Raw genomic sequence first — 22,824 nt, 5'->3', positions numbered from 1 at the left:
TTATGCAGAATAATGAAAGGAATTACTGCGCTAGTTTTGCTTTCATTTCACGGCGTTTTGCATGCAGTAGAGGCTCTGTATAACCCGATGGTTGCTCCTTACCTTTAAATATTAGGTCGCTAGCGGCTTGAAAACCGATGGAGTTTTCCAAGTCTGGCGTCATTGGAATGTATTCAGCATCGCTGGCATTTTGTTCATCTACCAACACAGCCATGCGTGACAACGATTCTTTAACCTGGTCAACGCTTACAATGCCGTGCTCTAACCAATTGGCAATGTGCTGCGAAGAAATACGCAAGGTGGCTCTATCTTCCATTAAGCCTACATCATTAATATCAGGTACTTTAGAGCAGCCCACACCTTGATGCACCCAGCGAACAACGTAGCCTAAAATTCCCTGAACGTTGTTATCGATTTCACGTTTAATACCGTCACGAGTAAGGCTAGACGTATCTTCTAACAACGGAATAGTGAGAATGTCGTTAAGGCCGTTGAAGTTTTCGTCTAACTGCTTTTGGACATTAAACACGTTCACATCGTGATAGTGAAGGGCGTGCAGTGTTGCTGCAGTAGGAGAGGGCACCCATGCGGTGTTCGCGCCGGCTTTTAAGTGCCCAATCTTCGCGTCCATCATGTTTTGCATTTCATCAGGTATTGGCCACATGCCTTTTCCTATCTGGGCTTTGCCAGACAATCCGCAGCGCAAACCAACTGCTACATTTGCCGTTTCGTAGGCTTTAATCCACGACATCGTTTTTAATGTCGCTTTCTCTGCAAATGGACCGGCAAGCATAGAGGTATGAATTTCATCGCCAGTGCGGTCTAAAAAGCCGGTATTGATAAATACGACGCGCGATTGTGCTTCCGCAATGCAGGCTTGCAGGTTAACGCTGGTTCTGCGCTCCTCATCCATAATGCCCATTTTAAGGGTGTTACGCGGTACATCGATGATGCCTTCAATACGTTCAAACAAGACATTGGAAAACGCCACTTCTTCTGGGCCGTGCATTTTAGGCTTAACGATATACACGCTTCCTTCACGGCTATTTTTGTACTCGCTGTTGCCGAGCAAGTCGTGCTTCGCGATAAGCGAAGTGATGAGTCCGTCCATTATACCTTCAGGCACTTCTTCGCCATCAAACAGCATGGCGTCGTTTGTCATTAAGTGACCCACGTTACGAACGAACATCAAACTTCTACCTGAAAGCACTAATTCGTTTTGCGAGGTCTTTTGCTCACAAGTTGCGTGCTTTGAAGGGTGATAGATACGATCGCTATGCATAGCGCGCACGATGTTTTTGCCACCCTTTGTCATTTCAATGCGCAAGCTGCCTTTCATTAGCCCAAGCCAATTGCTGTAAACCAATGTTTTATCTTCAGCATCTACTGCGGCAACCGAATCCTCACAATCCATAATAGTGGTTAGTGCAGCTTCAACGAGTACGTCCTTTACGTTGGCTGAGTCGCTTTCACCAATAGGGTGTGTGGGGTCTATTTGAATTTCAAAGTGCAGGCCGTTGTGCGCAAATAATAGAGCAGTTGGTGCATCTATCTCGCCTTGATAACCTTGCCACTGCTCGGTATTGGCTAGGGTAGTCACATCACCATCGGTTAGTTGAACCGATAGTTTCCCCGTTTCTATTTTGTATTTTACCGCATTTGCATGACTGCCTTTTGCAAGGGGGATCATGGTATCTAGATAGGCTTTTGCTTTTTCAACCACCTTCGCGCCGCGAGCAGGGTTGTACGCTTTACCGGGTTCTGCCCCATCCTCTGTGCCAATAACATCGGTGCCGTACAACGCGTCGTAAAGGCTTCCCCAGCGAGCGTTTACTGCATTGAGTGCGTAACGTGCGTTGTTAATAGGTACAACGAGTTGAGGTCCGGCCATGGTAGCAATTTCAGGATCCACATTTGTGGTGGCCGCCGCAACCTCAGTGGGCTGCTCTACCAAGTAACCGATTTTTTTTAAAAACGCGGTGTATTCATTTCCTGGGGCTGGATTACCCGCTTTGTGATAATCATCGATAGCGCGTTGTAGATGTTCGCGCTTTTCGAGTAAAGCGCGATTTTGAGGAATGAATTCTGCAAAGAGGGCTTCAGCACCTTTCCAAAATGATTCTGGCTGAACATGTGTGCCTGGTAAGGCCTGATCGTTAATAAAGCTTTCAAGTTGCTCTGCTACCTGAAGTCGACCGTGCGTGATATATCCTTGCATAACTACCTCTATACATTGCTTTACTAGGAAAAGTTTTACTAGGTAAGTATTGTACTACCTGCCTACGACACTTTTAGTACTGTGCTTTTTGTAATATCTTGGGCCTAGTGTAGTGCGTATAGAGATAGTTTTTTAATTTATGGTTTGTATTGCTGTCATAAATTTCATGAATGCATTGGCTTTGCTATGATAAATCCCAGTATTTCGATGGGTTCTACTGCTTTTATTGTCTAGTAGCGTTGCTACTAAACAGCATTCATTTCGCTCGCCACATCACTAATTAGTCGGCGTAGCCAAATATGACCGGCGTCGTGGTGAAGTAGTGCGCTCCAAGCCATTTTCAATGCAATAGGTGGAATATCAAACGGCGGCTCTTTAATGACCACATCAGGATCGTGCTTAAAAAGCTTCGCTGCTTTACTAGGTAGCGTCGCGATAAGTTTTTGTTTTTTCGCTATTTGAAGCGCTGCGTGATAATGACGAGTAAAAACGCGAATTGCTCTTTGTTTGCCTATCTTCGTGAGCTCTGCGTCCACCCAGCCAAGCTTTTGAACTTCGTTAGGGTCGATACCTACGCCAACGCCAAAACCAGTTTTACTTACCCAAATATGTTGTGCATTGATGTAGCTTTCTAAGTCACAACGTTGAACCAGGGGGTGGTCGGCACTCATCACGCAGCTAAAGGTGTCGTACCACACAACTTTTTGATGGAATGATAAGGGTAGTTCGTCAAAGCGGTTTATCGCCATGTCTACTTTACCTTGTTCTACATCGTGAAACGTCACATCACTTGGCGTAATTAAATCTAACGTGATATTAGGCGCTAAGTCGGCTAACCGGCCAACAAGCTCAAGCAACAAGGTACTCTCTGCATAATCACTGGTCATAATGCGAAACGTTCTCTCGCTGGTGAGCGGATCAAATTCAGACTCTGGCTGAATGGAACTTTCTAAGCGGCCTAGTACGTCTCGAATAATAGGCTGAAGCTCTAATGCCCGTTTCGTGGGCGTCATTCCGTCGCTTGTTCGCACTAAAAGTGGATCTTTAAACAGGTCGCGAAGACGTTTCAAGCCGTTACTCATGGCCGGCTGTGTAATGCTTAGTTGGTTTGCCGCTTTTGTTACGCTGCCTTCTCGTAATAAGACATCCAAATAAACCAGTAGATTAAGATCGACCTTCGCTATATTCATTGCTGTAATGCTCTTTTTGAAGATGATTAAAGAAGTGTATTGTAAAGTGTTTTGCGTCTCTTGTCAGATAAGCGTTTAGTCTTAGTTTACATTTATTTTATTGCTTCAAATAACTGATTTTAAATGATTAATTAATATGTTGCTAACGTTTGGGCGTGTATTTCTCAAACTCATGATGATGAAAGCGGCAAGATATAACATCAATATAATGAATAATACCAGTCCGCATAGATAGTTACCCACTCAGCGAGATTTAAAATGTTCGTAATCGCGGCGTGTTACCGCAGGTGCAGTGGTTCTACATCAAGGTGACACAACAAAGAGTACGGACATTTTAAACTCGCCCTTCGGGAAGGTCTGGCAAGCTTCCTAGCTTCATACTGGGAATTTGAAAGGGAACAGCCATTCCTGCATTCCCAAGCTTCGCTAGGAAACTTGCCAGCGCCTTCCGAGCGGGCAATTATCTATGCCGATTGGTATAATTATAAAAAAGGGCACCCTAAGGTGCCCAGTAAAGGAAAGGTTGGGAACTTTCCGTTAAACGTCGAACTGGTTCATTGTATTGTCATCGCCTGATGCTTTAAGCGCCGCATCACCAGAGAAGTACTCTTTATGCGTATCACCTAAATCTGAACCTGCCATTGCTTGGTGTTTAACACACGCTAAACCTTGGCGAATTTCTTGGCGTTGAACACCGCGTACATAAGCAAGCATCCCCTCTTCACCGAAGTACCCTTTCGCCAAGTTATCAGTAGATAACGCAGTGGTGTGGTAAGTCGGAAGCGTGATTAAGTGATGGAAAATACCGGCTTCGCGAGCAGCGTCTGCCTGGAAACTCTTAATTTTCTCATCGGCTACTGCCGCTAATTCACTCTCGTCGTACTCTACTGCCATTAGGCCAGCACGGTTATAGCCAGAAACGTCTTTACCTTCTTCACTCCACGCATCGAATACCTGCTGGCGGAAGTTAAGCGTCCAGTTGAACGATGGCGAGTTGTTGTAAACAAGTTTCGCATTAGGTACTTGTTCGCGGATAGCGTTAACCATTTCCGCAATTTGCCCAACGTGAGGCTTTTCAGTTTCAATCCAAAGAAGATCTGCACCGTGCTGAAGTGATGTAACACAGTCAAGAACAACACGGTCGAAACCTGAGCCGTCTTTAAATCTAAACAATCCATTTGGTAAACGTTCTGGCTTAACTAGCTTTCCGCCTTGCTTAAGGATTAAGTCACCTTCGTTAACATCGTCAGCGCTGGCAACGTCGGTTGTTTTAAGGAACGCATTATACTGTGCAGCTAAATCGCCTTCAGATTGAGATACCGGTATTTTTTGCGTAAGGCCTGCACCTAATGAATCGGTACGCGCTACAATTACACCGTCGTCTACACCTAGCTCAAGAAACGCGTAACGTACGGCGTTAATTTTCGCTAAGAAATCTTCATGAGGAACGGTAACTTTACCGTCTTGGTGACCACATTGCTTTGCATCTGATACTTGGTTTTCAATTTGAATACAGCAAGCACCCGCTTCAATCATTTGCTTAGCAAGCAGGTAAGTCGCTTCTTCGTTTCCAAAGCCTGCATCGATATCTGCAATAATAGGAACAATATGTGTTTCGTAGTTTTCTATTTCTGACTGAATTGCCGCAACGTCGCCGCCGTTAGCTTTTGCATCGTCAAGTTTATGGAAAAGGTCACCCAATTCACGAGCGTCTGCTTGGCGAAGGAACGTGTATAACTCTTCAATAAGTGATGAAACCGATGTTTTTTCATGCATTGATTGGTCTGGAAGAGGGCCGAACTCTGAGCGAAGCGCTGCTACCATCCAACCTGACAGGTACAAGTAACTTTTACTTGTCGTGCCCTGATGCTTTTTAACTGACAACATTTTTTGTTGCCCAACGAAGCCGTGCCAGCAGCCTAACGACTGAGTGTACTGTGAAGAGTCGGCGTCGTATTCTTCCATGTCTTTACGCATAATTGCTGCTGTATAGCGAGCAATGTCTAAACCGGTTTTAAAACGATTTTGAAGCTTCATGCGAGCGGCGAATTCTGGATTAATACCTTCCCATGCGCCTTTTTGTGCTGCTTTTAAAGTTGCGAAGTTATCAATATCTTGTTGGTATTGCGACATGAGCGTCTCTCCCGTCTATGATTATATTTTTACGTTAACGCTTTTTTTGTTTAGCTTGCTTTTCGTCAACAACGATTCAGCGGTAGGGCGTTTCCGTGAGTTCCATTTCATCCTAATGGGGTTATCGAAATAATAGAAATATATATTTTGCATTGCCGTCATTTATCTTGTGAATGCTCATCGGCTTCTCTACTCTTAGTGTTATTTGCGTTGAGCAATGAGCAGTGGGGGCTAATAAATAGGAAGATTTTGATATTTACATCTATATTTAAGAAGTGGTGAAAAAAAGGCGATATCAATAGGCAGGGGTCTCCGCTCAAGAGTTGTCAATAGTCGACCGATAAAGTTGCTGACGCAAAGTAACGTCTTTTTGAGAAGTTAACTGGCTCTTACAGAGCCTTAGACTTTAGTGCAAATGTGTTCATACCAACCGAGAAGGCTGATAGTCTGGCGTGTCACGCTACAACAGCGTTAATGAGTAAAACGGGCCTATTGCCTTTTTAAATATCGATTAAAAGTGAGTAGTATGAGTAAAAGTGTATTGTCGTCTGTCGACCAACGAACCAAGTTAGTTGGTGAAAATAGGTTGGAACTGTTGATGTTCCAGCTAGGTACACGTCATATCTTTGCTATGAACGTATTTAAAATCAAAGAAGTCATCGATGTCCCAAAAATGAATAAGATGCCTGGCTCCCACGATAATTTGCGAGGTGTAATGAATTACAGAGGCAGCGCAATTCCGGTTATTGACTTGCGCCAGGCAATCAAAATGCGCGGTGTTGCTACCGAAGAAACTGCCAGAAATGTCATTATTACCGAATATAATCGCAGTGTTCAGGGCTTTATCATTGGGCAAGTGAAAAGTATTGTTAACACGTCATGGGATACTATTCAGCCGCCACCTAGCGCAATGGGGAAGTCGAATTATTTAACCGCCATAACGCAAGTGAATATTGAAGGTAAAACGGAGTTGGTGGAAATCATCGACGTCGAAAAAGTGCTCGCTGAGATTATCGATTACGATATTTCAATTTCTGACGAAATACTCGATACCGAAATTGTAAATCACTTCGTCGATAAAAAGGTACTTATTGTAGATGATTCCAGTACGGCAAGAAAACAGATAAGTGATACCCTTAAACAATTAGGGATCGCAATTATAGAGCGTAAAAACGGCGCAGAAGCACTAGCATTGTTAAAGCAATGGGCTGATGAGGGGAAAAACCCCTGTGATGAGATTTTGCTTATGTTCACTGACGCCGAGATGCCAGAGATGGATGGCTACCGTTTAACTGCAGAAGTTCGCAGCGACCCAAGAATGAGTAATTTGTTCATTGCCCTTAATACGTCATTGAGCGGCAGCTTTAATGATGCCATGGTTGAAAAAGTGGGGTGCAACCGCTTTATCTCTAAATTTCAGCCCGATATGCTGGTGGATGTTGCACAGCAACGCATGCGCGAGTATCTATCGGAGCAAAAACAGTAAAGCAGCTCCATGATAGATAGAAATGGCTCTGCGCTCTGACACGTGATATTACAGAGTACCCTGCAACACGAGCTGATAAAAATACAATACTAAGAGCTAACCATACACGCTAGCGCTAAAATTTTGCGCCAGCATCTGCCTTTGTGCTTGTTTTATCCTCACTTCATCGCCCCTACGACCTTTTAGTTTTGTTGTTGGGGTGAGTCTGCTTTACAATTGCATAAAGAAAAGCAATACCTTATTCGTGCACGCTCTTGTAGGCACATGCTCCTCTAAATAAATATCGTTTAGAAGAGGGTATCTTTAAATTAATAAACAATGACTTAAACATGAAAGTACTTTAGTTAAAACCTAACTCGTCGTTGTATTATATTGATTAAAGTGTAACAAGCGCCAAGACGCTCAGGCGTGAACAATGATTTCTAAAACAATGATTTCTAAATACATTACTTAGCAGTATGCGCCGTTTCGTTTTGCTAAACACATTGCGCATGTTATTACCCCGGGAAGTTCAACATGGTTAAACACGTATTACGTGCCTCATTAGTAAGCAGTTTGTCTGTCGCATTCATTGCAGGCTGTACAATGACTAAAAGTGTCGATAACGCTCAACAAGTCGCACCAACAAACGCGCCGAAAAATATCATAATGGTTGTTGCAGATGGAATGGGACCCGCCTATACCACTGCCTATCGCAATTATGTCGATAATGCTGCTACGCCTGAAATTGAGAGCGTGGTTTTCGATGACATTCTTCTAGGCAACGCATCGACGTATCCTGCTAAAGTATCTGGTTACGTGACCGATTCTGCCGCCGCGGCCACCGCACTTGCAACTGGCGTTAAGTCATACAATGGCGCTATTGGCGTTGACGTTGATAAAAAGCCTGTTAATTCTGTTATGCATTATGCGAAATCAAAGGGCATGAGAACAGGGCTGGCCGTTACTTCGCAGATTGTTCACGCCACGCCAGCCTCTTACATCGCACACAATGAAAGCCGCAAAAACTACAACGAAATAGCCGACGATTTTTTCGATATACGCGTAAATGGCGAGCCTGTCGCTGACGTAATGCTTGGCGGTGGAACAGCTTATTTTAAGCGAGAAGACAGAAACCTGTTATCGCAATTTGTTGATGAAGGCTATGAATACGCAGACTCTTACGAAGGCTTGTCATCCATTCCAGCGGGAAGCGATGTTATCGGTTTATTCGCTCCTGTCGCGCTTCCGGCGGTGCTAGACGATAACCGCAAAGATCGCCTTGCGTATCTTACTGAACATGCCATCAAGCACCTTGAAAACGATAACGGTTATTTCTTATTGGTTGAAGCCAGTCAGGTAGATTGGGCGGGTCATGCTAATGATGTTGGCTCAGCAATGGCAGAGATGCATGATTTAGCTCAAACGATTGAATATTTGCGTGACTATGTTGCAACCCATCCTGACACACTTGTGGTGCTTACTGCAGATCACAGTACTGGTGGCCTTACCATTGGTGCGGGTGGTGATTATCGTTGGAGCCCGGAGTACCTTCACACTATGTCGGCTTCTGCTCGCATGATTGCCAAAAAGATGATTGATGAGGACATGCCAGGAGATTACGCTGCACAGCAATTGGGTCTTTCCCTTACCAGTGAAGAACTCGCAATGTTAGATAGTGTCTCAAATCAAGATGAAGAAACTCGTTACGCAGCGGTTAAAACATTTTTGGATGTGAAAACAAACACGGGTTGGACAACGACTGGCCATACAGGTGTAGATGTTGAAGTATTTGCGTTTGGTGCTGGTGCTTCTTCGTTTACTGGGCAAATAGACAATACTGATATAGCTAAAAAAATCTTTGGTTTTCTGGACAAATAGCCAAACCAACCTGTGTTGCTATCGTTTAATTGCACTTGTAAGACGACACAAACATGATTGTATAGAAAGGTTGAATAGAAAGGTTGAATAGAAAGGTTGAATAGAAAGGTTGAATAGAAAGGTTGGATAGAAATACTGAATGGAGAGATTGGTTTGATGAACGATGACATGCGAGCACTACTTCAAGATATTTATGATGAGGTAGAGCCCATGCTGGGTATGGGCAAGGTGGCTGATTATATTCCAGCCCTTGCAACCGTTAATCCACGTCAATTCGGCATTGCGATATGCGATATTCAAGGCCAGATTACGTCGATTGGCGATGCTGGTGTACCGTTCTCAATTCAAAGTATTTCAAAAGTGTTCAATTTGGTACTTGCTATCAATCACTATGGCGAGACCATGTGGGACAGAGTCGGTTGCGAGCCATCCGGGTTGCCATTTAACTCGCTAGTGCAGCTTGAGTACGAAAACGGGATGCCAAGAAACCCTTTCATCAATGCTGGTGCGTTAGTAGTCAGCGACATGGTGCAGTCCCGTTTCGCCTCTCCCCATATCGCGATGCGGGACTTTGTTCGCCGTTTATCGTGTAACGGCGAAATCATGGTGAACAAGGTAGTGGCTGAGTCAGAATTTCAGCATCGCTCAAGAAATGCGGCAATGGCCTACCTAATGAAGGCTTACGGCAATTTTGAAAACGAAGTTGAAGATGTATTGCACAACTATTTTCATAATTGCGCTTTAGAGATGAGCTGTGAAGACTTGGCGCGCTCCATTAGTTTTCTTGCCAATCGTGGCTTGTCAGCGTGTGCTGATGAGCAAGTACTAACCCCTTATCAAACTAAGCAGGTTAATGCGTTGCTTGCCACTAGCGGTATGTACGATGAAGCAGGTAGTTTCGCGTTTAAAGTAGGTTTGCCAGGTAAAAGTGGGGTAGGTGGCGGTATTGTCGCTGTCGTTCCAGGGCGCTTTACCATTTGCGTATTTTCGCCCGCTCTTAACAGTGTCGGGAATTCTCAACTTGGCGTGGCCGCATTAACCTCGTTAAGCGAGCGAATTAACTGGTCTATTTACTAGCGCGTTAATTGGCTCGCGTTTTACGAACCTTGGTAGCTCCAATATATCAATACCCCGTTAATTCCATAAAGCCAGCCCCCTTATGGGTGCCGGTTACGTCAACTCTTCCCTCATAATACGCCAATACGCTGCTATTCCACTGGCCAGATTTGAATGGCGATACAGTAATATCCAAACCTTTACCAGGAATGGTTATCTGCCACGTGGTGGGCACATCACGCTCGGCATTTACCGTAGTAATTTGTTCATTATCTAGCGGCATTATGCTGATTTCATGCAATGCTAATGTTTCTTTACCCCCTGAAGCTGTGATGTAAGAAGCTGTCGTATATATTTCATTGCCTCTATTTATTGTACTCGCACCAGCGTTAGTACCATTATCAGCAGCGTGCATACGAAACGCCATCAGCTTACTACCGTCGTCTAAATGCAGTGAAAACCAGTCCCAACCCATAGCATTGCTGTTAGCTAAGTGGCTTGTCCATTCATGATCGTACCAGCCTAAACCTTTCACGTTAAACGCTGTGTTGTTCATATCAATAGTGCCGCTGGCGTTTATAAAAGGCTGGCTGTAATAGTAGGAGCGAAGGCGCGCGTCTTGAGTTTTTTTACTGTAGCCTTTATCGCCCTGTTTAACGAATGGGCCGTTGGCGGTGAGTGACAGAGCAATGTCTACGGTATTATTGATAGAGAATTGTAATGTTGCGGGAAAAGGGGAGTCGTTTTTTGATTGCCACGACCAATTATCGATAACCGCGTTAAAGGGGGCAGACTTTACAAAGGCGTTTCCTACGCCTCCAGCAGCCAAGCGCTCTTCAAAAAAGTGCTCGTCTTTTGAGTGTAATGACGCATGTCCCATCCACTGCTGTGGCGTAGACCACGAGCTTGCTACCTGAGCTTCTTTTGCACTAGCAAATCGAAACAAGGTAAATTGTAGGCCGTATTCGTTTTTCTCATCATCTTCTAATACAAAGGTTAGGTACCACCACTCAAGCTGATAGTCAGGGTGGCTGCCATGATCCTTCGGTAACACTAAAGGTGTGGTTTTATTCACAGATTGAAACGAGCTGGTTGAAGACTCGTTGTCACGGCCATCTACAGACTTATTCTCAGAGCTATCTTCAGCGCTATCTTCAGCGCTATCTTCAGAGTTACTTTTTGATAGCTCCCCAAAGAAACGAGAAGGCGCTGGCGCATCTGAGCAAGCACTGCAGGTTAATACACAAACGGCCAATACTACTTGAAAGAAAAATTTGAAGGGCTCGATTCTTTTCGTGAGCGTAGGAAAAATCTCTGAGAGCAGGTTAAGCGTTGGTTTCATAGCGGTGCATCCTGTCGTAAATCTACTTTGGGCTTTAGCCGACCTAATGGAAGGGCAATTACCAAGCATATGATTGCGAGCGACACCGTTACACTGCTTACGATAACGCCAACGTCGACGGCCAGTGGATACACCCAGCTAAAGGCAAGCCGATTAACTTTGAAGATAAATACATAGGCTAGATAAACACCAAACGGTACGGCAAGTAAGGCGGTGAGTAGACATAGAAAAATATATTGTCCCAGTAAGCTGAGCTTCACTGCTGCTTTACTCACCCCAAGTGCCCGCAGCACAGTAAGTGACGATGCATTACTGAGCGATAATATACTTAGCGATACTGCAAAGGCGATCCCCGCTACAAGCAGCGTTGTGATATTTAAGCCATCAGTAAGAACAAAGGTTCTATCAAAGGTATCCATCGAAAGCGTGAGTAATTCTTCTCTACTGTAGAGATTGCCCTGGGTGGCGAGTGTTGCTTCCTTCTGCTCAAAGGTTTGAGGCGCTTCAGGTGTATTAGCTGGGAAAGTAGATTGACCATAAGAGATAGCAAGCACGCCAGAAAATGCGGCGTCACCAATAGTATCTCTATTAAAGCTTGAAAGTGGTAACAGCAATTGCGTTTTTATATTGCCGTAATCTGGGTAGATGCCTAATACAGTAAAAGAGGGTGGTTTGTTAAAGAAGCTATTGTTGTGCTTCTTAGAGCTCTCATCGATATTGGCGGCCTTCATCTCTTCAAGAAAAAGTGTGTCGCCCAGTGAAACATCATTGGAAAACGCAAGCTGTTGATTAATGTAAATGCCTTCACCGCTTTCAAACTTGGCCCATGCATTGGGAACACTTGAGTCTACAACTAGGGCATTACGACCATTATCATGGGTAGGGTAACTGCTAATTGAAACAGTGGTAGCATCCGCACTTTTAAAGTCCCTGCTACTAAAATCGTTGCTACTAGAATCAGAGCTACTAAAATCATTGCCAATAGTATTAGACTGTGCAACGAGTTTACCTTGAAGTCGTAGCAATGGTGTTGAGGCAACGCCCTCGGGTATAACAAGCTCAGAGAGTGCTTTATCGGTGTACAAATACGCAGGGGCGTATAATCGCTGTGTTAGCCAACTTTCCGTAGCCGCACGAAAGCTATCGGTCATAACGTTCATGCCAATGTTAGCAGTAAGCGCAATGAAAAAAGCACAGACGGCAAGACGGGTACGAGAAGAAAGCTGTGCAGTACTTGCCACTATAAAGTGTAAAACGGGTTTACTAGGAGGCGTCACCTTCATCACACCGTTGGCCAGTATTGGCAACCAGATAATCACGAGAGAGCAGCTTACCAGCAATAATAGTGCAACAAACAGCAGCGCGTGCAGCGTAGTTGATATTAACGCTTGGGTAATGGCTAAAAGTGCAATGCCAGCTATCGTCCAAACAAGGACAGAGCGTTTTCGCATAGGCTGAGCGGCTTTTACTTTGCTTGTGCTTAATGCAGTGGAGAGTTGCTTTGCTGGAATGAGAGCAAATATGCCCAGCGATAAAAAGGTAACAAAAACCGAGAGCGCGAGTGTGCTGATCAGGTTGACGTCAGGAGTAATAAACACTGCGTTGAAAAGGGACGAAAAAGTGCCGCTTATAATCGGTGAAAGCATTGACGCGGCATAAAAGCCAGCGGCACAGCCAATGGGCACGCTAAACACACAATAAAGTAACAGTTCGATAAGCAGTGCAGTGGTTACATAGCGGCTGCTTATGCCCAGTTGCCTCATTCTAATAATATTGGGTAAACGAGTTCGGTACATCAAGTTCAGCGCGTTTAACACAATAAAGAGAGCTACTACGGCCATTAACGCGCCCATAGCCCATAAATTCAGCTTAAAGCTATCTGGTAACGAGCCTGTATCTTGTTGCGTACTGACATCTTCAAATGCAACGGTCTGTGAAAGCCTTTGTTGTATATCTAGCTTCTCATTTTGTGAGAGAGGAAGTAAGGACAAAAAACCTGATAGGGGCCAAGTGGCCTCAGTGATATTTCGGCGATAAAAGTCTGCTAGCGACACAACAATAGTATCTTGAGGCACTGCAGTGCTTACACTTAGCTGTACAATAGTGGCCGATGAGGATGACGACGTTGAAGTGATATCAGAAGAGGGCGGCAATGCACCTGCCGTTTTAGCTCCCGCTTCAGCTGGCCCCGTAGGTAAGGCTGCAGCTGAAGAGGCTCCTGATGAAGACGCTCCTAATGAAGAAACTCCTGATGAAGAGACTTTGCCGTCTTGTTTGTCATCACGGACTAGTTGGCTATTTTTTTGGCTGCCTTTTTGACTGAGTTTTTGGCTGCCTTTTTGACTACCTTTTTTATTACCCTTTTGACTGCTACTGAAAAACAACACATCGCAGCCGAGCTTTGATTTTGTAGCCGGGTGTATGGCGCCCACAACATGATGTGGCTCAGCAGAGCCCCCATTTGCTGACATTAACCCAGCCATACTATTTGAAATTGAGCCTGCTTTGTCCCCAGCAACTGGATAGCTAAAAAGGGCTTGGTTATCTATTCCTAAAAGAGACAGCTCTGAAGCCGCTTGCGACGTTTCTACTTGGTTATCGCTATTGCCACCTTCAGCGCATGAGAACCTTTGTTCTCTCTGGCTAAACGCTACCAGTTGGGTAAACCCTGCCATTCTCAATTTCGCATAATCAGCTTTACTGAGAGAGTCGTCTTTCCCCACTTCACCCACTTTACCTATTTGAGGCGCACTTGCAGCCTCATCCACAGCTCTGTTGGACATAGCAGCCTTGTCGACAAAAACAATAGTACCGCCATTAAAAATAGAAGACTGGCTGCTGGCTAGCTCACCTTGTGAAGCGCCTTCGTTAATGAGCAGCACGGTAATGAGGCCTGCATTTGCTAAAATGATAGCAAACATGATGAGCAGCGGTTCCCACGGTCTTACCCGCGACATGGCTAAAAGGGCGTTAAGGGTGAGGTTTAAGGTTCTATGCAAAGGGACACTTCATCATTTAAATAATAGGCAGGTTTGACACATGCATTAACTATTGCATTACCTGTTGCATTACCTGTTGCATTAACGACTGCGCTCGCTTTTGCTGTCACTATGCCACCCATAATGACGCCAATCATTGTATTCACTGCAATTCCTTAATCGGCGACTTTTCTTTGTTCAATTTGCCTTTATGTAGCCACAAAGGGAAATTCGCCTTTTTAGCCACATCAGGGCTGTGTGTCACAACCAGTAATGTTGTGTTCATCGCGCTACAAATGTCATAGAGAATATCGGAAACAGCTTGGCTGGTGGCTTCATCTAAATTACCGGTAGGTTCGTCGGCGAGTATTAAAGAGGGCTTGTGTACCAGTGCTCTTGCTATTGCACAGCGCTGTTGCTCACCACCCGATAACTGAGAAATTGGCTTTTTCGCAAGAGGCAAAATACTGAGCTGTTCCATAAGTTCAGTTTGATACTGCGGGTTGTAGTTACCTTTTAATCGCGCGGTAAACGCAATGTTGTCCCATGCATTAAAACAATCAAACAGGTTATAGCTTTGAAATACGATCCCCAAATGATTCTTTCGAAAGTCATCAACATAGCTTCTATTTCTCACTACACTGTTTAAAACAGTCTCTGTTCCAAACGTGCCTTTTTCAGCCGCAGTTAATTTTCGGGCATTGGAGTGAACGTCTTGAAATGAACTTTTACTGCTTTTATACAAACAGTAATCGTTAATTAAAATAATACCTGAGCTAGGCGTATCAAAGCCTGCAATAAGAGATAATAGCGTTGATTTGCCACACCCTGAAGCCCCTTGAATACTCACGGAATCGCCGTTATTTACCGAAAGGTCTAAATCACAAAGGATAGGAGCGCTAACGCCTTCAAACGATTTTGTTAACTTTTCAATTTTCAACATAGGTGGCAGGGGGACCGTTTTGAACAAAGTAAGACGTACATTGTACGGTTTGTCATTAGTTTTGGTGCAACAAAAGTTGTCACATCACGAGGGAGATGTCAGTAATTAGGAAAGGAAAAGGGAAAAACGAAAAAGGAAAAAGAAATATTTTATTTGGAGTTGGCCGCAGCCCATCAGGCCACGACCATGAATAAAAATATATATACGACTACTGATTAATAAAGTTATCGAGCTCTTCACCCGTAATTTTCTTTATTTGAGCAAACAGATACCACAACGCAGCAATCAGTAACACCATACTGGGAATGACGATCACGGGGTAGCTTAGTGCTGTCATTCTGCCAAGCTCTTCGGTGTAGGCCGTTGTGCCAGGTTCGCTGACGAGTATCATTTTTGCCAATATGTAATTAAGCGCAGAAGACAAAAAGAAAGAGCTTGCAACAATATATGAGCTTACTGCCACTTTTTTATTAAACTCAACCTGCTTACCTTTAGCGTCAAGTACCTGATTTAGATGAGGCCAATTGATAATTTGGTCATTTAATATCAACATCTTGACTAACGGCTTTTCGGTATATTGAGTGACTAAAACTGCAATGCCAATAAGGCCGGGGATCGCGGCTTCTTTTATCGCAATATACTCGGCGGGAAGTTTTAATAGGCTAAACCCCCCGGTAAGCAGTACGCTGATGATCCCAAGAATTGAGAAACCATTCACTTTACCCGACTGCTTTAAATCATAAAGTCCGTAGCCGATGGGAAAGCTTAGCGCCGCCACTATGCTCCACGCAGGGCCTAAATAGTCCTCAGAGCTTGCATAGCTCATAAGCACTACAGGAATAATGATATTAAAGGCGAGGTTGCCAAAAAAGCCCTGATTTTTTTGCTGAGGTTGTTGTACTGCTGACATATCAATCTGTAACTTCGAGTTCTGTAATATGATTATACGGAAAGTTACTTCCGTGCCCAGTGCCAAGCGGCAAATAACCCACCTAGAAAGCCAAATAGGTGATATTCAAACGAAATAAACTTTGATGTGGGAAGTACGCCAACTAACATTCCGCCGTATAGCGCAGCAACCACCAAGGAAATGAGCAAATATCGAACTTTATTGCTTCTAAACCCAGCCAATACCAAAAAGCCAAAGTAGCCATATACCATGCCGCTGGCCCCAATATGTGTTGCGCTTCGTCCAAACAGCCATACGCCGAGGCCGCCAATAAGCAGCGCGCAAACAGTAGCAATAATAAAGGTGCGCTTGCCCCATTGCATTGTTAGCCACATGAACAGCATGAGCGGCAATAGGTTTGCCATTAAGTGTGTAGGAGTGCCATGAAGAAAAGGGGCAGTAAAAATAAATGGCAAGTGATTTAAAGAGCGTGGCACAACGCCAAAGGCATTGAGTGAATTACCTGTTAAAAGGTTTGCCACTTCAATTAAAATTAACAGTGCGACTACGGTAAGTATGATGCGCAGCTGCATCGATAGCGACTTCATAACGTGTCCTTTACGATAATGCTAAATAAGTATTGTGAGTAGCACGGTGTTAATATTGCGGTGCTAGAATGTAATACAAGTAATATGGACTTTAGAGCGCACATGGTCACAAATCCTGTGTTCATAAAACCTGTCGCTCATAGATTCTTGCGTTCATAAAGTCTTTCGTTTATAAAATAATGTGAGGCACATAGCGCGAGAGGTCTTGTGTAATGGCAGACGTATCCTCCCTGACTGAAATTCCCGCAGGCATGTCATCTACCAGCCAGCTGCCAATTAGCGTGTAATTATCACCAAAGGTGGGTAAAGGTTCAAAGGCCTGCACGATAAAGCCTTCTTCTCCATAGGGACCGTTGCTTAGCTCATCCTCTTTGCCATCTTGAAGAATCGAAACGTTCGCACCCTCCCGTGAATACAATGGTTTTTTAATCCATTTACCCGACGCAACCGCTTTATCAGCTTCATCGCTGAAATACGATGGTAGCAGGTTAGGGTGGCCTTCAAACATCTTCCACAGCATAGGAAGCAATGCTTTGTTCGATAAAACAGATTTCCAAGCAGGCTCTAGCCAATTCACTTCTGCACTGGCTAGCGCGTCGCCGAATTCTTCCCGAAGCATAAACTCCCACGGATAAAGCTTAAAACAATCTGTGATAGGATTGTCATTTAAATCGGTAAACACACCAGTATCTGCAATGCCAATGTCTTCAATAAACACAAAGTCGGCGAGCAGCCCAGCTTCTGCCGCGCAATCTTGAAGGTATTGCACGGTACCTCTGTCTTCATCGGTATCTTTGCAACAGGCCATGTGAAGTTGCTGAATATTATAATGCTTGGCGATTTCACGGAATCGATGAACCAGTTTTTCTTGCAGGCTGTTAAATTGATCTGAATGCCTAGCCAGTTTCCCATTATCCACGTTCTGCTCTAGCCACAGCCACTGCCAAAAACCTGATTCGTATAGGCTGGTGGGCGTGTCGGCGTTGTTTTCCAATAACTTCGCTGGGCCCGAACCGTTATAAACAAGATCTAGACGAGAATATAAACTGGGGTCGGCATTAAACCAGCTTGATTGAGCCAAATCCCAGTGTTGTTCGGGTATGGCAAATCGGCGAAGTAATGATTCGCTGTTAACTACTTCTTCCACCACGGCTAAACACATTTGATGTAATTCTGCGGTGGGAGCTTCAATATCGTTTTCAATTTGCGCTAACGAAAACTGATAATAGGCACTTTCATCCCAATACGGCTGTCCGTACATGGTATGAAAGTGAAAGCCGAACTCTGAGGCTAGCTGCTGCCAGTTTGGCCGCGGCTGGCAGGGCATTCTAAACATTCTAGCCGCCCCATCCGCCTTTGCGACTACTGCTGCCCCATGACGATTTAGCACGCACGCTACTGCCGAAGCCGCCTCGCTTCATCGTGCGATTAACGGTAGGTTTTGGTTTTAACTGATCTTTACTTACTCGGTAATTACGCTTGCGAATATCGCCATCGAACACATGTCCGTCGGCCGTTATCCACCGTGAGCGAAAAGGCGAGTTGTATGAAGATGAGGTATACAATGGTTGTGAATAATAGCGGTTTGGTGAGAGCAGTGAACTCACCATGTAACCTGCCATAAACGGCATGAAAAAGCTGCCACCACTTGTATTGACGTTGCGGCACTGATTCGGGCCGAATTCGTATTCACAGTCGTATTCTGAATTAAATCGTGGGCTTGTGCGCAGCGCTTCATCAGCTGCGGTTTTATAGGCTGCCTCACACTTTTCTAGTGCATCAGGGTAATCCAACTTGCAGTCATCAATTGATGTATAAATCTTAGCTTCTTCACGCTCAGCGCCGCAGGCAGAAAGCATTACGCTGGCCACGCCTAGCGCCAAGGGTTTAACGCTAAACGTTTTGCGCATCCGGCTTAAATTGATGTACTTACTGCGTTTGGTTTTTGCTTCGGGCTCAGCGTTCGTTTCAGGTAATGCTTGAGTACTCATCCAGCTGCCATCGCTGGTGGAAGTATTTTTACAGCTGGTTTTATAGCTGCTTTCGCAGTTACTATCAGAAAGCGAAGAGCCAAGCGGGCCCTGTTTATTTGTGTTGTCTGTTGAGTCTGTCATAGCGGCTCCCTAATAGGTCATGCATGCTGCGTTGAGCAAGCCTACGGCAATTGACATACTGGCAAGCATCACACCTGCAGAAATCTCGTTGTTATTAATGCGCTCAGCAATTTTTGGCATAAAGCTAAATCGTAAAATCGCAAAAGCCAGAGACTGAGCAATAACGGCAACAATGGCCCAAATGGCGAAGTCGATGACGGCAACAGAGTTTGAAGCGGCACTTCCAAGAGCAATAGCAAAACCGATAATAGCGCCTCCAAAACCAATGGCTGCGGCAACGTTTTTGTCTTCTTTAACCAGTTTCCACTCGTCATGCGGTGTGACTAATGCATACACCAATTTGAAAATAAATAAGAACAGGATTGAAAGGCCAAAGTACAAAGCAAAGTTATCTAGCCCGGCAAGAGATTGCATGATTGTGTCCGTCATATTTTTTGTTCCTATCCGTTAATAGTTATATCTGCTGGTTGAATATCAACGCCCGTTGAAATTACCAAACATCGGTCTAAATTGTTACCTACTTGTTTCTCTTCTCCAACGACTAACAGGGTTTCCACCCGTTCATTGTCTATTGGACGTTCGTAAAGCATCATAAATTGGTCTGTTTTACTAATATCACCGTCTTCCTCATACGTGGTTTCTGTTACTGCCACAGGGGGAGACTCATCGCCAATGGCACCCCATACTCGTGTGAAGGTGTTGCCGTCTAAGTCATAGGTTGGCTGGCTGATCAGTGATGATAAACATTTGTTCCATTGGGCATCACTGCCAATGGTTTGTGTGTCGTAAAAATGCCAAAGCTTAACATCGGTTACGTGGTTTTCACTCATTCCGCCATCGAGAATAACCTGCAAAAAACCATCGTCATCGGTGTAAAACCTGAGTATGGTGCCGCCGGTATCAAGGGGTGCCTCGCCTACAGCTTGTATAAGGTGCGAGCGAGCCGCTTTTTCAATAGTTAGCGAGGGCTCTAGCAACGACATTTTAAGGTTATCGAGTTCAAACGAACCGCCTAAATACAGCCCCATTACCTCAGGCGTCTTTGGTGCTGCAGGTTTCGCCTTTTTAAACAATTTACCAAACATATGGGGGCTCCTTTTTAACAGCCTAGTTTGCGGGCTAATCTGCGTCCAGCGTTAACCAGTCAATCGAATTGATTCGACTTAGCGCAATATAAAAAAGGGTGTCACCTGGATTCAGTGTGCCCTCTAATGGAGGATTCACAACCATGTCTTTCACTTGCCCTCGGGGCGCATAACCAATAAATATGGCGTCGTGCTTGCGTTTCAAGTTCATAAATAACTTTGCGATTGAGATTGCGGGGCTCGACGCTGGGATTTTCACCGAAAACTGGGCTTGGCCCTCATCAATACTCAACAAATCGTGGTGCAGCATGCTCGAGCCAGGATCGAAGGCTGATTTCGCCAGCATTTCAACTGCAACGCTGGGGGTGCATTCAACATTAGGACAGTGGTCTTGCAGTAGGCCGACTAAGCTTTCGTCTTCAAAATATGCTACCTGATGTGCATCGGGGTTACGCTTCGTGCAATACAGCGCAGTGGTCATAGTGACGTCGTCATACGGATTATCTAGCAAAATCGTAGATGCAGAAGCAACACAGGCTCTGTCCATGTCTTCATCTTTATTGAACGAGTCTACTTTGACAAATTCGATAACACCGGGCATGGGGTTACTAATATCGGCTTTCACGCACAGCACAATATCAGGTTTAGGGCTCATTGCATTTCGCTCCTGAAGCAGGAGGTTAAGTAGCAACATGGTTCGCTGTTCATTCCAGCCGATAACCAATATGTGGTTGTTAACATCTAAGCTTGTCATACCCAATAACCCTTTTCTCCATTGTTCAGACACCCACGCGGCCAATCGACCAATCACCATGGCAAAAATACTTAACCCCAGCGGGATAACGTATATCGCAACAATGAGTTTGCCGGCAGGGGTAACGGGTGATAAATCACCGTAGCCTACTGTCGATGCAGTGACAGCTAACCAGTAAAAGAAGTCGACACTGCTAATTAACTCATTTTCATTTGCAGCAAAAAGTAGCCAGTAGCTGCTAATTGCGTAAAACGCCGTTACGCCTAAAATGGTGTACCAGCGAGATTCAGCGAAATACTGCAGCATGACTTTGCGCAGTTTTATCCATGGGGACATACAATAACTAACCCGTGTTTTCCGTGCGTTAACTGTGCCTTGAAGCGATTGACTTGTCTAGCTATGCTAAAACTAAAAAAGGGGGAGCGTAAACGCTCCCCCTTTTGGCTATCTTTTTACTTACCCAAAATTCTAGCAAGTTCATCGTCAGCAGATGTTTTTCCGCCTTTAATGCCTGCCTCGGCTAGCCGTTTTTCAAGATCGCTACTCGACTCTTCACCCGCTAGTTCTTCGGCGGCTTGAAGCTCAGCATTACGCATTTTTTGCTTATCTTGAATACGGGACAGTGATTCTGTGGCCGTTTTCATTTTGCTGTTTGCGCCCATGTGTCGTGATGACACTGCAACTTGTGCTTTTTGCACGCTCTCTGTGGCTTTCACCATATCAACCTGCTGTTCAAGGCGGCGAAGGTTGGCTTTAGCTTGCTGAATGTTTTGCGCTAATTGCTTTTCCGATTGCTTAAACTGGTCAAGATATGACTGCTCTTGCGCTCGCTCTTCATTTAGCTCAGACACCTTTTGTGCACAGTCGAGAGCAAGTTGACGGTCATTATCTACTGCTTTCCTAGCATGTGCTTCATATTCTGCGATGGATGAATCAAAGCTTTCTACTTTTTGCTGCGAAAGCTTACATTTTGCAAGAATCTGAGTACGTGCGTGGTCAGATTTGCGTAACTCTTCTTTCGCTTCTCTAATTTCCTGCTCCAGAATTCGGATGGCCTGACTGTCGGCCACTGACTGCGCTGCTTCGGTAGCGCCACCCTTTACTGCGGTAATTAACTTTTTCCACACTGACATTTGCTTCTCCTTCGAAGTAAATTTTAGTTAAGGTGCATTTCGTAAGCATCTAAGAAAGATGCAACGTTCTGAAACAAGGTTTCAACTTCAATAACAATACTCTCGCCTTTCGACTGCGCACTTAGCGCACCAAATGCGGTGTAGTACTCATCGCCACCAATGGTTGATATTCCAACGGTTGTGAGTGGAAACACCATGTGAGAAGACAGTATTTCATGGTCTAACGCGTGCTTGTCTTTCACTTCTGAAGCAGCAAACAAGAGGCTTTCTACTAAAATTTGCTCACCACTGATTGCTAGCCAAGCATCTATGCCGTCTTGATTAGCAATGAGTAAGCAATTTTCCTCTCGTGTTACCACAAAGTCATCAACCTCTTTTAGTAAGGCTTCGATGCTTTCCAGTTCCCAACTCATAGTGTTCTCCTTAAATTATTGAAGCGATAATGTCGTAAATGAAAAAGGTGCCGTTACCTTCGGCATTGCTACTGTAACCAGTATTTTTCATCTTCGCCAACATCTTGACTTGAAGTGTATATCCATTGTGCCATAATCGTCAATAACAAATATGCTTCTTAAGTGTAAAAAAGTGTGTTTTTGTAAAATATATGTCACAAAAGAGTCTTTTTTAGTGATGAATTTAAAGGTTGTGGAGGCAGGTGTTGAACAAAGAATTGAATGCTAAAAATGCATGGAGACAAACCGTAGCGCGGGTGATTAAGTCAGAAATGTCTGTGCGAGGCGTGAAATATCAAGACTTAAGCCAGCGGCTTGCTGCAATTGATATCGAGCAGAGTGCTGATAATTTAAGAAATAAGGTGAATAAAGGTATTATGGGGGCTGATTTAATGCTGCAAGTACTCTATGTGCTTAAAGCTCGCCCTCTAGATGCCGCGGTGTTAGAAGAGATCTTAACCGACCTTCAGCCATAATTTTAGTACAATAGCAGTGTAAATAGCGGATATAATAGCGGGTACAATAGAATTAAGCAGTGAAATGGGAATCGACGGCTACTACGTCAACAAACATAAATCAGCAG

At 44.5% G+C, this 22,824-nt stretch carries 20 protein-coding genes; 4 read left to right on the top strand and 16 right to left on the bottom strand.

Features of this window, described 5'->3' with window-relative positions:
- Positions 1-22: 22 nt before the first annotated feature.
- The 3 genes from O9X84_RS07285 to O9X84_RS07275 all read right to left on the bottom strand — a co-directional run bounded on the left by O9X84_RS07285 (position 23) and on the right by O9X84_RS07275 (position 5,541).
- Positions 23-2,218, bottom strand: coding sequence for a malate synthase G (locus O9X84_RS07285; RefSeq protein ID WP_269519017.1), 2,196 nt, complete (start codon positions 2,216-2,218; stop codon positions 23-25).
- A gap of 245 nt (positions 2,219-2,463) precedes the next feature.
- Positions 2,464-3,408, bottom strand: a complete 945-nt coding sequence (locus O9X84_RS07280; RefSeq protein ID WP_269519016.1) for a LysR family transcriptional regulator — start codon at positions 3,406-3,408, stop codon at positions 2,464-2,466.
- 537 nt (positions 3,409-3,945) lie between these two features.
- Complete coding sequence (locus tag O9X84_RS07275; protein ID WP_269519015.1) at positions 3,946-5,541, bottom strand: isocitrate lyase; 1,596 nt, start codon at positions 5,539-5,541, stop codon at positions 3,946-3,948.
- Between the two features lie 526 nt (positions 5,542-6,067).
- On the opposite strand from O9X84_RS07275, the gene O9X84_RS07270 reads away from it, so the two are divergent.
- The 3 genes from O9X84_RS07270 (at position 6,068) to glsB (ending at position 9,964) form a co-directional block, all read left to right on the top strand.
- The gene (locus tag O9X84_RS07270) at positions 6,068-7,027 is read left to right on the top strand and encodes a chemotaxis protein CheV (protein ID WP_269519014.1); all 960 of its coding nucleotides are present in this window, start codon (positions 6,068-6,070) and stop codon (positions 7,025-7,027) included.
- A gap of 516 nt (positions 7,028-7,543) precedes the next feature.
- A complete protein-coding gene (locus O9X84_RS07265) occupies positions 7,544-8,887 on the top strand; it encodes an alkaline phosphatase (protein ID WP_269519013.1) in 1,344 nt (447 codons plus the stop codon).
- A gap of 168 nt (positions 8,888-9,055) precedes the next feature.
- Positions 9,056-9,964 carry a glutaminase B gene (gene glsB / locus O9X84_RS07260; RefSeq protein ID WP_269519193.1) on the top strand — a complete coding sequence of 303 codons (909 nt, stop codon included), beginning with the start codon at positions 9,056-9,058 and terminating at the stop codon, positions 9,962-9,964.
- Between the two features lie 46 nt (positions 9,965-10,010).
- Here the strand turns inward: glsB and O9X84_RS07255 are convergent, their stop codons facing one another.
- The 13 genes from O9X84_RS07255 to O9X84_RS07195 form a co-directional block, all read right to left on the bottom strand.
- Entirely contained in the window at positions 10,011-11,285 is a 1,275-nt protein-coding gene (locus O9X84_RS07255; protein ID WP_269519012.1) for a lipocalin-like domain-containing protein, read from the bottom strand.
- Positions 11,282-14,242, bottom strand: coding sequence for an FtsX-like permease family protein (locus tag O9X84_RS07250; RefSeq protein WP_442864515.1), 2,961 nt, complete (start codon positions 14,240-14,242; stop codon positions 11,282-11,284). Before O9X84_RS07250 ends, O9X84_RS07255 begins: the two co-directional genes overlap by 4 nt.
- Positions 14,243-14,268: 26 nt before the next feature.
- Positions 14,269-14,430: a hypothetical protein gene (locus O9X84_RS07245; RefSeq protein WP_269519010.1), complete on the bottom strand. Its 162-nt coding sequence runs from the start codon at positions 14,428-14,430 to the stop codon at positions 14,269-14,271.
- Positions 14,427-15,206 carry an ABC transporter ATP-binding protein gene (locus tag O9X84_RS07240; protein ID WP_269519009.1) on the bottom strand — a complete coding sequence of 260 codons (780 nt, stop codon included), beginning with the start codon at positions 15,204-15,206 and terminating at the stop codon, positions 14,427-14,429. Before O9X84_RS07240 ends, O9X84_RS07245 begins: the two co-directional genes overlap by 4 nt.
- Before the next feature lie 208 nt (positions 15,207-15,414).
- Entirely contained in the window at positions 15,415-16,116 is a 702-nt protein-coding gene (locus O9X84_RS07235) for a VC0807 family protein (protein WP_032097241.1), read from the bottom strand.
- Between the two features lie 44 nt (positions 16,117-16,160).
- Positions 16,161-16,703: a rhomboid family intramembrane serine protease gene (locus O9X84_RS07230; protein ID WP_269519008.1), complete on the bottom strand. Its 543-nt coding sequence runs from the start codon at positions 16,701-16,703 to the stop codon at positions 16,161-16,163.
- A gap of 169 nt (positions 16,704-16,872) precedes the next feature.
- Positions 16,873-18,039 (bottom strand): glutathionylspermidine synthase family protein, encoded by a 1,167-nt coding sequence (locus O9X84_RS07225; RefSeq protein WP_269519006.1) that lies wholly within the window; start codon positions 18,037-18,039, stop codon positions 16,873-16,875.
- Position 18,040: 1 nt separating this feature from the next.
- The gene (locus tag O9X84_RS07220) at positions 18,041-18,694 is read right to left on the bottom strand and encodes a DUF1190 family protein (RefSeq protein WP_269519192.1); all 654 of its coding nucleotides are present in this window, start codon (positions 18,692-18,694) and stop codon (positions 18,041-18,043) included.
- Positions 18,695-18,826: 132 nt separating this feature from the next.
- Positions 18,827-19,246, bottom strand: a complete 420-nt coding sequence (locus tag O9X84_RS07215; protein ID WP_032097128.1) for a DUF350 domain-containing protein — start codon at positions 19,244-19,246, stop codon at positions 18,827-18,829.
- 11 nt (positions 19,247-19,257) lie between these two features.
- The gene (locus O9X84_RS07210) at positions 19,258-19,902 is read right to left on the bottom strand and encodes a YjfK family protein (RefSeq protein WP_269519004.1); all 645 of its coding nucleotides are present in this window, start codon (positions 19,900-19,902) and stop codon (positions 19,258-19,260) included.
- Positions 19,903-19,936: 34 nt separating this feature from the next.
- Positions 19,937-20,992 carry a potassium channel family protein gene (locus O9X84_RS07205; RefSeq protein WP_269519003.1) on the bottom strand — a complete coding sequence of 352 codons (1,056 nt, stop codon included), beginning with the start codon at positions 20,990-20,992 and terminating at the stop codon, positions 19,937-19,939.
- Positions 20,993-21,108: 116 nt separating this feature from the next.
- Entirely contained in the window at positions 21,109-21,789 is a 681-nt protein-coding gene (locus O9X84_RS07200; RefSeq protein WP_269519002.1) for a PspA/IM30 family protein, read from the bottom strand.
- Between the two features lie 23 nt (positions 21,790-21,812).
- On the bottom strand, positions 21,813-22,202 hold the full coding sequence (locus O9X84_RS07195; RefSeq protein WP_032097124.1) for a DUF2170 family protein: 390 nt from the start codon (positions 22,200-22,202) through the stop codon (positions 21,813-21,815).
- A 245-nt stretch (positions 22,203-22,447) separates the two neighbouring features.
- Here O9X84_RS07195 and O9X84_RS07190 point away from each other — a divergent pair, with 245 nt between their 5' ends.
- The gene (locus O9X84_RS07190; protein ID WP_269519001.1) at positions 22,448-22,717 is read left to right on the top strand and encodes a DUF6471 domain-containing protein; all 270 of its coding nucleotides are present in this window, start codon (positions 22,448-22,450) and stop codon (positions 22,715-22,717) included.
- The last annotated feature ends 107 nt before the right edge of the window (positions 22,718-22,824 follow it).

The organism is Alteromonas sp. BMJM2 (assembly GCF_027257845.1).
Classification (GTDB): domain Bacteria; phylum Pseudomonadota; class Gammaproteobacteria; order Enterobacterales; family Alteromonadaceae; genus Alteromonas.
The sequence above is the reverse complement of the archived record's forward strand: the minus strand, read 5'-3'. Positions and strand labels throughout refer to the sequence as shown.